The organism is Cytophagaceae bacterium ABcell3, from assembly GCA_030913385.1.
In the GTDB taxonomy this organism is placed as follows: Bacteria; Bacteroidota; Bacteroidia; order Cytophagales; family Cytophagaceae; genus ABcell3.
Map to the genome: position 1 here is coordinate 2,936,571 of CP133159.1, position 14,066 is coordinate 2,950,636.

A 14,066-nucleotide genomic window follows, 5' to 3' on the forward strand; every position below is an offset into this window, starting at 1 on the left:
AAGGGTTATTTTTTCTTTTTTCCTTTATAAGCTTTTCGTTTTTTGTTTTCAAGAAATTCTATTTCTGAGAGTAAGGAGTTGATATCTTTTTGATTATCCTCTGAAAAGTCTATTGTAGCCGCATATTCTTTGTTGTCGACATTGATTACTTTTACATTTTTGCCTATATATTTCTCAATATTATTAAAAAGTTCTTTTTCTTCAGGACTGCAAAAAGAAATGGCAAACCCTTTTTGTGTACCTCTGCCTGTTCTTCCCACCCGGTGTACATAACTTTCTGGCTGTTCTGGAATGTCATAGTTTATAACAAGTTCAACGCCAGGAATGTCTATGCCTCTTGCACTTACATCAGTCGTAATAAGCATTTTAGATGCACCCGTTTTAAACTGTTCCAGCGCATGTACTCTTTCAGTCTGATTTTTGTCTCCGTGCAATACTTCAGACTTAATATTTACTCTTTCCATGGCCTTTGCTACTCTTTCAGCACGAACCTTGGTTCTTACAAAAACAAGTATTTTTTTGCCATCATTTTCATTATGAATACGCTCTAAAAAGAAACGTTTGTCATCCATTATAACCTCCATAACAGAATGATCCACATTCTTGGACACTGGGTCTTTGGGTGAAATTTGGATTCGGATGGGATTATGCACCAACGAGTACGCTAACTTTTTTATGTTTTCATCAATGGTAGCAGAAAAAAACAAAGTTTGGTGTTTTCTTGGTATATGCTTTAGAACATCTTTAATGTCTTTATAAAAACCTAAGGCAAGCATTTGGTCTGCTTCATCGAGAATAAGTGTATCTATTTGGCTTAAGTTGATATGATTTTGATGCATTAAATCAAACATCCTTCCTGGGGTTGCTACCAAAACATCAGCTTTTTTTAGCTTTTCAATTTGAGGTTGTTGGTCCACCCCGCCGTGTACACATGCCACCTTAACTGTTGTGCCTTTCCCAAGGGTTTCAAAAACCTGTGCTATCTGGGTTGCCAGTTCATGGGTAGGAACCATTACCAGACAACTTAACCCTTTTCTATTTTTTTTATAGTATAGCTTTGAAAGTACGGGTATAGCAAAAGCTGCTGTTTTTCCGGTTCCTGTTTGCGCTATGGCCAATACATCCTCACCCCGAAGTATAGGCGGTATAGATTTAAACTGTATATCCGTAGGCCTTTTAAAACCTTCCTTGGCTAAATTTTGGTTTATTTCTTGTGCTATATTATAGCTTTCAAACTTCATACGCTTATTGAATTATACAAAAGTAATAAATGTAAAGATAGCAGCAATGACATTGCGTGAATTAAGATTGTCTGTAAACATTATTATCTGGCACTGGTTATTTTTATAAAGAAACTTAGATAAAGGTTGAAGGGGAGATATGTGAGATATCGGTTTCTTTAAAGATGTTGGAAGAGGGGGAGAATCGCTGATTTACGTTTCATGAAGGCAAGGCCGTAACCTTGCCTTTTTTATATAACTCCTTGATTTATATCTTTCGGGAATTTTTTGTATCCTATAATGGTTTAGGGAAAAATATCTTTAAATCATGAAAATATTCCCTTTCCTAGTTTTGATTTTTTTTGTTGTTTCTTGTAATAAAGAAAAAATAGATCCTTCAGAGTCAAATGATGATTCAGGCGAAGAAATGCAAATGGATGATCCATTAGAGGAAGAGTATCCTAAAGATAGCGTAGATTTTGAATACCCAAACGAAGAGGAGGAGGCCGATAGCTTAGATATGCCTGATTTAAGCAATTTTCAGAGGTTTTTAATAGGGAAAGGTAGCCATAGTTCAGTTTCTGTTGTTAGGTTTTTTACAGGCAATGAGATGAACTTTAATGCTGTTTTTGACGAATCTGCCATTTATGATCTGGCGTCTTCTAACCAAAGCGATATTAATAAACTTTATGGTTTCTCAGACTGCGGAAACTTTCACCATACCAATAGTGCCCGTTTTGGGTGGCGATGGTATCAGGAAGAATTACAGATATTTGCATACTGTTATAGCAATGGCCAGCGTAACATGGAGTATATAACCTCTGTGGATTTAGGAAAAGAGTATCAGTATTCAATTAAAAAAGACAGAGGACAATATATTTTTTCTGTCAATAACCAATCAACAACAATGGACAGGGGGTGCAGTGGCAATGGAAGAAGCTACTATCTTTTCCCATACTTTGGAGGGACGGAAACTGCGCCACACGATATAACGATCCATATACAGGAAATATAGGAAGTTATTGTATTAGGAAAAACATTGTGAGCAACCTAGGTGTTAGGTTATTAAAACTTGTTGTGAGGGAGTGGTATAAGGGGTTGGAGTGTTTGGTTCAGAGCTGAAAAGATAATATGGTGCCACAAGTTTTAAACCTGATTTGTTATTTGATACGTAATGGAAAGCTCTATTACATACTTCTGATTTAAATATTCTAAAGCTAAAGGGGTGCCTTTACATTCATTTATAAATTTAGTAAATTTAAAATTCTTCCTTATCAAAAAAGCCACAATTTGTAATGCTTGTAAATGTCGATCCAAAACCGATTAATGATATTACCTCAAGTCACATACTTCAGCAAACGAGCTACTGGGGACACGTGAAACAAAAGCAAGGTTGGGATGCCAATGCATATGATGTTAAGATCATATTAGAAGAGGAAGGAGAGGTTGGTCGCAAAAAGGTGGAAGACGATTTGCTAATAGTATCTCAAAAAATAGGGGAGAGTTCTGAAATCGCTTATATACCATATGGGCCAAAAAATATACCAGCGGAAGGTCAGCAAGGAAATGTTCTTGAAGAACTTTCTGAAAACCTTCGGGAGCATTTGCCTGATGAAACTATATTGATTAGATATGATCTTCCTTGGGGTTCTCCCTATGCACAAGAGGAGGATTTTTGTGACGAAAATGGTATGTGGCTTGGCCCTCCAGAACCTAGAGTGAGAGAGTTTAGGATGAACTTTGGGACTAATCAGTGGAATTTAAGAAAAGCACCTACCGATGTACTTCCTTCAAGTACTTTTCTGATCAATTTGAGCTTGTCTGAAGAAAAGCTCTTGCAGCAAATGAAACCCAAAACTCGTTACAATATCAGATTGGCTTATAAAAAAGGAGCTCATGTTTATGAAGCAGGCGAAGAAGGGCTTCCTATTTGGTATGACCTTCATTGTCAGACAGCAGAACGGAATAAGATTATTTCATCAGATAGGGATTTTTTCAAGACTTTGCTGCAGGCCAAGGAGGAGTGTCCCGGCGATACCTGTATTAAGTTTTTAATAGCAGAAGTAGAAGGTAATCCCTTGGCAGCTATGTTTTTAATAATCTCAGGAGGCCGAGCGACTTATCTTTATGGCGCATCTTCTAATAAGTACAGACAATACATGGGCGCTTATGCACTGCAATGGCAAGCTATCAAAACAGCAAAATCATTGGGTTGTGTAGAGTATGATATGTTTGGGGTAGCTCATCGTCCTGATCCGTCTCATCCTATGTATGGACTTTACAAATTTAAGTCAGGTTTTGGGGGGAATTTACATCACAGAGAAGGGTGCTGGGATTACCCTTTAGATGAGTCAATGTATATAGATTATAAGGCTTCTGAATTAGCTTTAGAAGGATTTCATCACGGTTGATTATACTCCGACTGTAGATTTATAAGACCGTAAATGCTAGTATTTACGAGTTATTATCCCTGTAATAATATATTTAAAGAAGATTTTTTATAAAAGAACATTTCAACTAAGTTGCATTTTTAAATCCGCCAGATTTTTCTTTATAAATGTTGAACCTTTAAGAAAAGAAGCTCTTTATATAACCAGATTGTATGAAGGATCTGTTTGAAAAAATAGTAGAGAAATCTCTGGATGGAGTTTTAGTTTTGGAGCCTGTCGCTGAATCCGGTTCAGTTGCTATAAGTGATTTTTATATTAAGTTTTATAACTCAAAAATTTCTGAGTTTCTGGGTGTGGATTTCACGGAAAATGAGTTGCTTTCTAATGTTGCAAGCACCTTTAACGGTCGTTTGATTAATTCTTTTCCTGAACTTATAGATCAAGGGATGATTTATATTGGAAATGTATCTTTGAGTGGCCAAAACAAGGTGTTCGATGCGCATGTCCAAATTATAGATGACTTAATAATTGCCACTTTCACTAAAGTCGTTGAAAAAGTTGCTTGTGGCATTTCTGAAACACAAGGAATTTTAGAAGAAGTTCAGGAGCTAGCAAAGCTTGGAATATTTGAGTGGGATATTGTTGAAGGAAAAATGACGTGGACCAAGCAGCTCTATGATATTTATGGCATAGATCCTAACAAGTTTACTTTGACACCAGAGTCGGCTTTGGAAGTAGTTCATCCAGAGGATCAAGAGTATATTTCGAAGCTTTTTAAGTCAGCTAAGAGTGATTTTGAATATAAATTTCGCTTTATTCATAAAAAACGCCCAGAAGGCTTTGCTTTTGGAAGGACTAAGTTTGTAAAAGACCAAAATGGTAATGTGGTAAAGGTAATGGGCTTTACTCAAGACATCACCGAGCGGGTAAGGCTTGAAAACCTACTTCTGGAATCCCAAAAAATAGCTCAAGTAGGTAGTTTTGAATGGGATGTCGTTTCAGATAAATTAACAGGTACGCCACAGTTTTTTAAAATTCTAGGTCAGCAAGGTTCTTCTATGAATATGGAAGACTTTTTAAGGCTGGTTCATCCTGAAGATCTTAAAATTGTAAAGCATAATATCTCTCTTATTTTCCAAGGTGAACAAGTTGATGATTTAGTGTATAGGGCCATTCTGCCTTCTGGTAGAGAGGTTTATTTGATGGCACAATGCAAAACTTACAAAAACTCAAAAAATGAAGCTGCAAAAGTTATAGGGACTATATACAATGTCACGGATCTATACCTCACAAAACTAAAGTTGAAAGAAATTAACACTGAGCTTGAAGAGAAAATAACTGAACGAACCAAAGACTTGACTGCGGTGAACAATGAGTTGAGAAAGATTAATGAAGAACTGGACAAGTTTGCCTATACTGTTTCTCACGACCTTAAGTCTCCATTGAATTCAATAATACCACTTTTAAGATTTATCCGGAAGGAATCTGAGGATAAATTGAGTAAGGACAGTTTATTGATGATGGATATGGTTGGAGAACGTTTGGGGCATATGGGGTCTATGATATCTCAGATTCTCGAGTCGGCTCGTAATACTAATAAGGTAAAGGAACCTGTTAATTTGAACATGTTAATTCAAGATGTTTTAGTTGGTTTACAAGTTCCTGAACACATTACTGTTAAAATACAACCTAACCTTCCCAAGGTAAAATACCATAAAATATCTCTTTTTCAGGTTTTTCAAAATTTGCTAAGCAATGCTATTAAGTTTAATAACAAAGAGCATGGTATTATTAAAGTTTATTGCGAGAAACATGGCTCCAATTATCAAATTTTCGTAGAAGATAATGGCATTGGAATTAAACCTGAAGACAAAGACCGTATATTTGGGATGTTTCAAGTAGGACATGAAAACGAAGCTTTAGACAGTACCGGGCTAGGATTAGCCATTGTAAAAGATATAGTTGAGGAGCATGGCGGGGCTATTCAGGTAGATTCAGCGCCAAATAAAGGGGCTGTATTTAAGTTTACCGTTCCTATTTAATTTATAGCTGTTTTAAAATAATGAAAATGGCATGTTTTTAGCTAGTCTTCCTAAAAAAACTCTTATTAACAATATTTTTATTGTAATGTGTAAAAATGTAAGACTATTGGCTGTAATGATACTGCTTGTGTTGTTTGGCAGCGCTTCACCTCTGTGTGCCCAAAGAACTATAGTAGAGAAGTATGGGCAGCTCTCTGTAGATGGCAATTATATTATAGGTGAACATGGAGATACGGTTCAACTAAGGGGAATGTCTCTTTTTTGGAGTCAATGGATGCCTCAATTCTATAATAGAGATGCCGTTAAATGGTTAAGGGACGACTGGAGGTCTACCGTGGTACGCGCTGCTATGGGGGTAGAAAAAGGAGGTTACCTTGACAACCCTGAAGAAGAAAAACAAAAGGTTATAGATGTGGTAGATGCTGCCATTGATCTAGGAATTTATGTTATTATAGACTACCATTCCCATGAAGCGCATACAGACCATGAGTCTGCGAAGAAATTTTTTGCAGAAATGGCAGAAAGATACCATAAGTACCCCAATGTTATTTACGAAATATATAATGAGCCTTTGCAAGACGCCTCATGGTCCAACGATATTAAACCTTACGCAGAAGCTGTTATCAGCACGATCAGAAAGTACGATAGTAACAACCTAATAATAGTCGGAACTCGCCAATGGTCGCAAATGGTAAGCGAAGCTGCTGCCGATCCAATAGATGGTGAAAATATTGTATATACAGTCCACTATTACGCTGCCACACATGGAAAGTGGTTGATCAATGAAACAAAAAAAGCCCTGGATAAAGGTATTGCGGTTTTTGTGTCCGAGTACGGCATTACGACCGCTTCCGGCGATGGACGGATTGATTACAAACGTGCGCAGGAATGGTATGATTTTCTGGACGAAAGGAAAATTAGCTGGTGTAATTGGTCAATTGCAGACAAAGAGGAAACTTCGGCAGCCCTTAAGCCTGGGGCAAGTGGTAAAGGTGGATGGAAAGAAAGTGAACTTACAGAGTCAGGTACATTTGTCAGAAATGAGCTGATAAAGAAGAATACACCTATTTTTAAGTCAATAAAGAAAAAGTAAAAATAAACTTCCCTGATAATAGTAGCCTCCTGTAGGTTTATATCAGGGAAGTTTTGTTTTTTTAGCTTACCAGAAAGTCAATTTGGTCGTCACCGTTAGATTTTTTTATCTCTTTATAAAGTTTTGATAAATAAGCAATTTGCTCTTCTGCTGAAACAGCTTCTAGCTTTACACCTGGTTTTTGAAAGCAAAATGGGGGAGAAGCTTTAAGTAACTGCCATGGCTCTAAGGAGCCTTTTTCCATTTCATAGTTTAAAAGGGGGTGCATTCCCAAAAAGTTTAAAGGATCCTCTTCTGATTTTTGAAGGAAGTTCTTAAAGTCTACCCTCAATTCTTCCAGCTCTCCTGTTTCGCTAAAAAGCTTTATGACATTATCATTTCTGAGCAGAAATTGATCGCCCATACAGTCTTGCCCAAACGGAATATCTGTATCCAAAATTTCAGGGTAATGCTTCCAGAAGGCGTTTTTTCCTGTCCATGCTTCATCTAGTGAATGCCAGGAAGGTGAATGGCAGCAACCTCTGATATGTAGCCCCCCTTTATATGCAACAACCCCATTTATTTGTTCTAGAAAGATCTGTAGTTGCTCTGGAAGCGCATTAAAGGTATTTTGGTCCTCTATTTTGTTGTGTTTATATGTTATTCCTGATATTCGCATAGTTGATGTATTGGTGCTTTGATTAATTTTTATAAAATTAAAAATAAATTTTTCAGGATAGTAGGTTTTTTGAAAAATGCGGAATATATTTGAGTATACTTTTTAAGTAATAGTGTCCTCAGATACCTGCCAATAATTGTATAATTAACAACCGGTTCCTGTAGTAACAAGATTTCTTAAAAAAAATATAAGAAGTAAATGAACTTCTTGTACCAAAAAATGCTTATTTATTTATTACAATTTAATACTAATGCAAACAGGAACAGTAAAGTTTTTTAATGAATCAAAAGGATTTGGATTTATTAAACCATCAGAGTCAGGAGACGACATTTTTGTACACGCTTCAGGCTTAATCGATCAAATTCGTGAGAACGACAAAGTTCAATTCGAAGTTGAAAGAGGTAAAAAAGGTCTTAACGCAGTAAACGTTGAGCTAATCGACTAAGAAGTTAATATATTTATATAAAAAAGACTTTCTTTGTTAAAACCACCTGCATTAAGGTGGTTTTTTTATTTTATAGCTATTGTTGTTTCTATGGCGTTGAGATAACTTTTTTGATATAAATAGGTTTTTGTTTTTTCTAAGCTTTTATGATATTGCTTTTGGAAGGTTATTGCATACCTCTTTATTTTTAAGAAATAATCACGCGTTTTTTGGTAAATGGTAGATTTGGATGACAAACAGTGGCTTGAGCATATTTATAGGAATACCCCTGTAGCCATTGGTGTATATTTAGGAGAAAACCATGTTATAAGGCTTGCTAATAGTGCTATGTGTGCCGTGTGGGATAGAAGTGAAGCAGAGATTTTAGGTAAACCTCTTTTTGATGCTTTGTCTGAGGTCAGGGGACAAGGCTTTGAAGGTATTTTGGCAGACGTATATAATACAGGGAAAGCATTTTCTGGAAACGAACTTCCAGCAGTTCTGAAAAGGAATGGTAAGTTAGAAACAGCTTATTTCAATATACTATATACTCCTTTTTATGATAAAGATGGACAAGTTTGTGGTATTACTCAATCTGCTACTGAAGTAACGGAACTTGTTTTGTCGAAGCAACAGCTAGAGCGGGATCAAGACCTTCTTCAATCTGCTTTGGAATCTGGCAAAGTGGGTACTTGGTATATGGACTTTGTAAACGATACTGTAATTCGTTCGCTTGAACATGATATGGCCTTTGGCTACGACAGTCCTTTGGCATCCTGGAACGTGGATATGTTTGTTGAACATGTTTTGCCTGAAGATCGCGAGCTCGCTATGAAATATTATGAAGAGAGTCTTAAAACTGGCAATGCAGACTATGAGTTACGGGTACGTTGGCCGGATCAGAGTGTTCATTGGATTAAAGTTAAAGGTAAGGCTCATTATAATTTGGTTGGAGATGCAATAAGCATGTCTGGGATAATTTTGGACATAACCGATCAAAAAACTGCGCTTGAAAAGGAGAAGCTTTTGTCTGCTGAACTTGCTGCACGTGAGGAAGCAAAGAAGCAAGCTCAAGTTTTGCATGATCTTTATATGGAAATACCGGCAGGTATCGCTGTTATGCGTGGGCCAAATTTTGTTATTGAGCTTGTTAACCCTGAGTATCAAAAACTTTTTCCAGGTAAATCATTGGTAGGGAAATCCTTGCTTGAAGCTGTTCCTGAACTTACGGGACAGGAAGTTTCTGATATTTTAAAAAATGTATATGAAACAGGTAAGACTTATTCATGTAAAGAAGTTGCTATTGATTTTTATAAAGAAGATGGTGAGTTAGAAACCAGGTATTTTAATGCTATATATAAAGCCTTGTATAATTCTGAAGGGGAAGTTGATGGGGTGTTGTCTTTTGGGTATGAGATTACAAGTGAAATAAAGGGTCGGAAATTGGTGGAGAGAGGGGAAGAGAGCTTACGGATTGCATTAGAAGCTGGAAATATGGGTACTTGGCATTTGGATTTGATAAACGATACTTCGGAGCGGTCTTTGCAGCATGATCAGATTTTTGGATATAAAGAGTTGTTGCCAAGTTGGGGGTATGAAATTTTCATGTCCCATATTTTGCCTGAAGATAAAGCACAAGTTGCAGAAAAGTTTCAAATAGCTGCTGAAGTTGGCAGTTTGGAATTTGAGGCACGTATACTCAGGGCTGATAATGAAGTGAGGTGGATTACGGCCAAAGGTAAGGCCTTCTACCAAAATGAAATACCAGTCCGAATGGCTGGTATTGTAATGGATATTACTGATAGAAAGGTGGCTGAAGAAAAGTTGAAAAGATTGACTGAAGATCTAGAAGCCAGAAATGTTGAACTGCAAATAGCTAACCAAGAACGTCAGAAAAGCTTTGAAGAACTTGTGCATACGAACGAAAAGCTTACTAGGATCAACTCTGATTTGGACAACTTTATTTATACTGCCTCCCATGACTTGAAGGCTCCTATTTCTAATTTAGAAGGTTTACTCTCAACTGTATTGTCAGAGACAGAGGTGTCAGACGAGTTGAACCCTGTTTATCAAATGATGTTTGAGTCTATAGAGCGTTTTAAGGAAACATTAAAAGACCTAACTGATATTTCGCATGTCCATAAAGGGTATGACGATCCCCCTCAAGAGGTGTCTGTTCAGCATATGCTAGACGAGGTGTTAGAAGATATTAAAGTGATGACTGTCAATAGTAAGGCAGAAATAAGAACCAACTTTAAGGTGCCAAACATAAAGTTCTCTAAAAAGAACCTTCGAAGTATTATTTATAATTTGGTGACAAATGCTCTGAAATATTCATCACCTAAGAGGAAGCCTTTGGTGGAAATTGGCACCGAAAGAAATGGCGACTTTGTGCTGTTAAAAGTTAAAGATAATGGTTTAGGGATGGATGAAAAGCACAAAAGAAAGATTTTTAGTATGTTTAAGCGCTTGCATGATCATGTAGAGGGCTCTGGTGTGGGCCTCTTTATTGTTAAGAGGATGATAGACAATGTTGGTGGGGAGATCATAGTTGAAAGCGAGGTAGACAAAGGCTCTGAGTTTAAAATATACTTTCCTCTTGTATAAGGTTGACTTTCCCTAGTGTTTTCCTTATGGTATATTAATAGACCGTTTATAGCGTTATAGGTTTAGTTGTCACCTTTGGTCTTGCCGCTTCGAAGTGAAAAAATGATCTGGTCTATTGTAGATATTGAAACAACCGGAGGTGTTGCCTCGGGAAATAGGATTATAGAAATTGCGATTTTTCGATTTAATAAAGATGGAATAATTGACGAGTATCATACCCTTTTAAATCCGAACCTTCGTATCCCTGGTTTTATTACCTCTCTCACAGGTATTACGAATGAAATGGTAAGGGATGCTCCCTCTTTTGAAGATGTTGCAGATGAAATAGATGCAATTACCAAGGGTAGTGTTTTTATCGCCCATAATGTAAATTTTGATTATACTTTTTTAAAGAAGGAATTTGAATCTATAGGCAAGACTTTTGATCGGCCAAAACTATGCTCAGTAAGGCTTAGTAGGAAAATTTTTCCCGGTTTACCTTCTTATAGCCTAGGTAATTTATGCAACAGCTTAGGGATAGTTGTAAAAAATCGTCACAGAGCATACGGAGATGCAGAAGCAACTGTTCACCTTTTCTCCCTTCTTTTAAAAAACGATTCAGAAGGGTTTATTGAAAAGTCTCTGAAGAGAAACTCTCGTGAATCACTTTTGCCCGGACATTTACCACGTGAGCAATTTGATGCCCTTCCAGAAGCGCCTGGGGTTTATTACTTTCTCAATCAAAAAGGGAAAGTTATATATGTAGGAAAAGCTTTGAATATTAAAAAGCGGGTTATTAGTCATTTTTCTGCTAAAAATAAGAGTCAGCAAAGCCAGCATTTTATTAGAGAGATTCATGGTGTTAGATACACTTTATGCGGAAATGAACTGATCGCGCTTTTGTTAGAATCTTACGAAATAAAAAAGCACTGGCCATTCTATAACCGTGTTCAGAAGCGGGTCAAACAAAACTATGGTATTTATAGCTATGAAGACCAAGAAGGATACTTGCGGTTGACGATTGGCAATGTTAAGAAGCACCAAAAGCCTCTGCTTTACTTCCGGTATATCTTAGAAGCAAGAGATTTTTTGTCAAGAACAACCCAAGATTTTGAATTATGTCCTCGCCTTACAGGGTTGCAAAATACCCAAGGGCATTGTACTGATTATGGGGCAGGTGTTTGTAAAGGGGCATGCGGGAAATCTGAAAGCCCTGAACGGTATAATGCTAAAGTTTCGATAGCAATAGATAGCTTTATTGGAAGCGCTAAGACTTATGTCATAAAAGGAGAGGGTAGGAGTGACGATGAACTGTCTATAGTGCTTGTTGAATGCGGAAAGTATTTGGGTTTTGGATATTTGCCTATCGATGATTTTAATAATGACTTGCTAAAGTTAAAAGCTGTAGTAAATGGGCATTGGGATAACCAAGATATTCAGAAAATCTTAGAAAGCTATTTGAGAAGTGGAAACGCAAGCTCTGTTTATTATTTTGCTACAAACGATTCAGTGGAGTCAAACCGCCAGACTGCACAGTCTCATACTTCTACTTTTAACCTGACACTTTTTTAACTATAGCACTAGTATTTTCAGCTTAAGCAGAGGGGGAAGCTGATAAAACTAACCTAATTATTCCAACCTATCGGGTTCTTCTGGTGGTTTAGGCTTTTTACCTCTTTTTTTATCGTCTTTTTGTTTTAATACATTGTATAAGACAAATATTGCCAGTATTACTACAATCAAAAGGAATATAAATAACTCAATGCCCATATTTACACCTGTTTTTTTATAGATAACCTGTAACCCTTAGCTATGTTATACTTGTCTTTGATTTCAGATAGCTCTTTTGATAAATTGCTTTTAGAAGTATAAATAGTACGTAAGCCAGTCTTGTAATATAATACTTGTGATTAGTAAAATTTTAGTTTTGTTTGTCTTGTTGAAAGTCTTTATTACATGTTTATATATGTTAATTATAGTGCGTACTACGGTATTTATAGAAATATGTTTCGTTTTTTATTGTTTAAATGGATGATTTATTACATTTGTATAAACGCAAACGAAAAACGTAATGAGTATGATCCCATCAGAATTTAACGACCTAGTTTACACTGCTTCTGAATCTTTAAAGTCTCCGGCATTAAAGTATACCAGAAATGAAGAAGATGCTAATGACCTTATTCAGGACACAGTACTTAAAGCTTTGAGAAATAAAAGTAAGTTCCAACAAGGATCAAACATCAAAGCTTGGTTATACATTATTATGAAAAACACCTTTATAAGTAAATACAACAAAACTAGAAGAAGTGTTTATGTTGATCCTGTAGAAGACTCTTACACTTTTACCAGCAAAGGAAATACGGACAGTAATAAAGGGGCTGGTAATTTGGTGTTGGACGATATAAACAGTGCTCTGCAAAAGCTTGATGAAAACCTAAAGCGTCCTTTTATGATGCATTTTTCAGGTTTCAAATATGAGGAAATTGCAGAGGAGCTAAGTATTCCACTGGGTACGGTAAAGAATAGGATTCACGTAGCTAGAAAAATGCTAATGGCTGACTTGCAGGATTATAAATAATTTTTGCTTGGCAGGTAATAGATAATCGGATGGGTATTTTATAAATATAAAACCCTATTAAAGATATTTGATCTTTCGGTATCTTTAATAGGGTTTCTAATCCACTAATCTGGTCTACCAGTATTTGGAAGGGCAAACCAAACCAGGCACGATAGGCATTCTATAGCCAATCACAATTTCATGGCTTCCGCCTGTATATCTCCTGATGTTTGATGTTATGAAATCATAAGAATAACTAACATCGAACCGGTCATTAAGAATAAAGCCCACCATTGCAGCGACTGCATCGGTACGTCTATAAGAAACACCACCCCAAGCCACATTTTGATATCTTACTTTACAGTTTATATCAAAAGATAACGGAGCTGGACTTACCCCTTTTAATACTACAGAGGGGATCAATGACCAGTCATGATCTATAGGAATCCTTACGCCGGAAGTTATAAAGTAGTGGTGGTTGAGCCTGCCATGGTTTTCCATTTCGTTGGTATGATGGCTAAATATTACCGGGTTGAATATTTGATTAATAGATCCTCCTACATAGAAGTCAGGAGAATACAGCCAAAAACCTGTGCTTACATCTGCCAATGATGTATTGGATATCCCATGAATCAAAGGGTCGTTGTCTATAACCGTAGTAAGTTGAGACTCATCTAAAACATACTGCTGAATACCACCGGAAAGTCCCATAGAAATATAAGTCTTGGGAGCAATCTTTAAATGATAGGCATACGTACCAGTAATAGTCATTCTTCTGCTAGGGCCAGTAACGTCATTGGTTATTATACCTCCTACACCATGGAAGCCATTTTTCTTAATTCTTGAGCGGTTGTTCTCAACGAGTTTTTTCCCAATAGGTGCATGCCCACTTAGATATAGTGTTTTGGGTGCACCAGGAAAGCCAACCCATTGGTTTCTATATCCTGCACGAAAGTCAGCATAGTCTTCCGTTCCTGCTACAGCAGGATTGAGCAAGAACGGATTTACCATGTACTGTGAATACTGGGGCCTTTGCTGACCGTAAGCTGCAATAACTATTAATTGCAGACAAAAGAGTACTAATAATTTTTTCATT

12 protein-coding genes are annotated in these 14,066 nt (G+C 36.7%); 8 read left to right on the plus strand and 4 right to left on the minus strand.

The annotated features are described in order from the left end of the window. Positions 1-5: 5 nt before the first annotated feature. The gene (locus RCC89_11975; protein ID WMJ73873.1) at positions 6-1,241 is read right to left on the minus strand and encodes a DEAD/DEAH box helicase; all 1,236 of its coding nucleotides are present in this window, start codon (positions 1,239-1,241) and stop codon (positions 6-8) included. 307 nt (positions 1,242-1,548) lie between these two features. Between RCC89_11975 and RCC89_11980 the strand changes: the two genes are divergently transcribed. The 4 genes from RCC89_11980 (at position 1,549) to RCC89_11995 (ending at position 6,745) form a co-directional block, all read left to right on the plus strand. Next, positions 1,549-2,235, plus strand: a complete 687-nt coding sequence (locus tag RCC89_11980) for a hypothetical protein (protein WMJ73874.1) — start codon at positions 1,549-1,551, stop codon at positions 2,233-2,235. Between the two features lie 280 nt (positions 2,236-2,515). Next, complete coding sequence (locus RCC89_11985; GenBank protein ID WMJ73875.1) at positions 2,516-3,631, plus strand: peptidoglycan bridge formation glycyltransferase FemA/FemB family protein; 1,116 nt, start codon at positions 2,516-2,518, stop codon at positions 3,629-3,631. Positions 3,632-3,822: 191 nt separating this feature from the next. Next, positions 3,823-5,652, plus strand: coding sequence for a PAS domain-containing sensor histidine kinase (locus RCC89_11990; GenBank protein WMJ73876.1), 1,830 nt, complete (start codon positions 3,823-3,825; stop codon positions 5,650-5,652). 85 nt (positions 5,653-5,737) lie between these two features. Then, a complete protein-coding gene (locus tag RCC89_11995) occupies positions 5,738-6,745 on the plus strand; it encodes a glycoside hydrolase family 5 protein (protein ID WMJ73877.1) in 1,008 nt (335 codons plus the stop codon). 61 nt (positions 6,746-6,806) lie between these two features. Here the strand turns inward: RCC89_11995 and RCC89_12000 are convergent, their stop codons facing one another. Beyond that, positions 6,807-7,403: a hypothetical protein gene (locus tag RCC89_12000; protein ID WMJ73878.1), complete on the minus strand. Its 597-nt coding sequence runs from the start codon at positions 7,401-7,403 to the stop codon at positions 6,807-6,809. Positions 7,404-7,653: 250 nt separating this feature from the next. Here RCC89_12000 and RCC89_12005 point away from each other — a divergent pair, with 250 nt between their 5' ends. From RCC89_12005 to RCC89_12015, 3 genes are all read left to right on the plus strand, one after another. Further along, the gene (locus RCC89_12005; protein ID WMJ73879.1) at positions 7,654-7,848 is read left to right on the plus strand and encodes a cold shock domain-containing protein; all 195 of its coding nucleotides are present in this window, start codon (positions 7,654-7,656) and stop codon (positions 7,846-7,848) included. Positions 7,849-8,064: 216 nt separating this feature from the next. After that, positions 8,065-10,434, plus strand: coding sequence for a PAS domain-containing protein (locus RCC89_12010; GenBank protein WMJ73880.1), 2,370 nt, complete (start codon positions 8,065-8,067; stop codon positions 10,432-10,434). Positions 10,435-10,536: 102 nt separating this feature from the next. Next, a complete protein-coding gene (locus RCC89_12015; GenBank protein WMJ73881.1) occupies positions 10,537-11,985 on the plus strand; it encodes an exonuclease domain-containing protein in 1,449 nt (482 codons plus the stop codon). Positions 11,986-12,042: 57 nt separating this feature from the next. On the opposite strand, the gene RCC89_12020 is transcribed toward RCC89_12015, so the two are convergent. Further along, positions 12,043-12,183 (minus strand): hypothetical protein, encoded by a 141-nt coding sequence (locus tag RCC89_12020; protein ID WMJ73882.1) that lies wholly within the window; start codon positions 12,181-12,183, stop codon positions 12,043-12,045. Between the two features lie 301 nt (positions 12,184-12,484). Between RCC89_12020 and RCC89_12025 the strand changes: the two genes are divergently transcribed. Next, the gene (locus RCC89_12025; protein ID WMJ73883.1) at positions 12,485-12,991 is read left to right on the plus strand and encodes a sigma-70 family RNA polymerase sigma factor; all 507 of its coding nucleotides are present in this window, start codon (positions 12,485-12,487) and stop codon (positions 12,989-12,991) included. A 114-nt stretch (positions 12,992-13,105) separates the two neighbouring features. Here the strand turns inward: RCC89_12025 and RCC89_12030 are convergent, their stop codons facing one another. Beyond that, positions 13,106-14,065 carry a type IX secretion system membrane protein PorP/SprF gene (locus RCC89_12030; protein WMJ73884.1) on the minus strand — a complete coding sequence of 320 codons (960 nt, stop codon included), beginning with the start codon at positions 14,063-14,065 and terminating at the stop codon, positions 13,106-13,108. Position 14,066 lies beyond the last annotated feature (1 nt).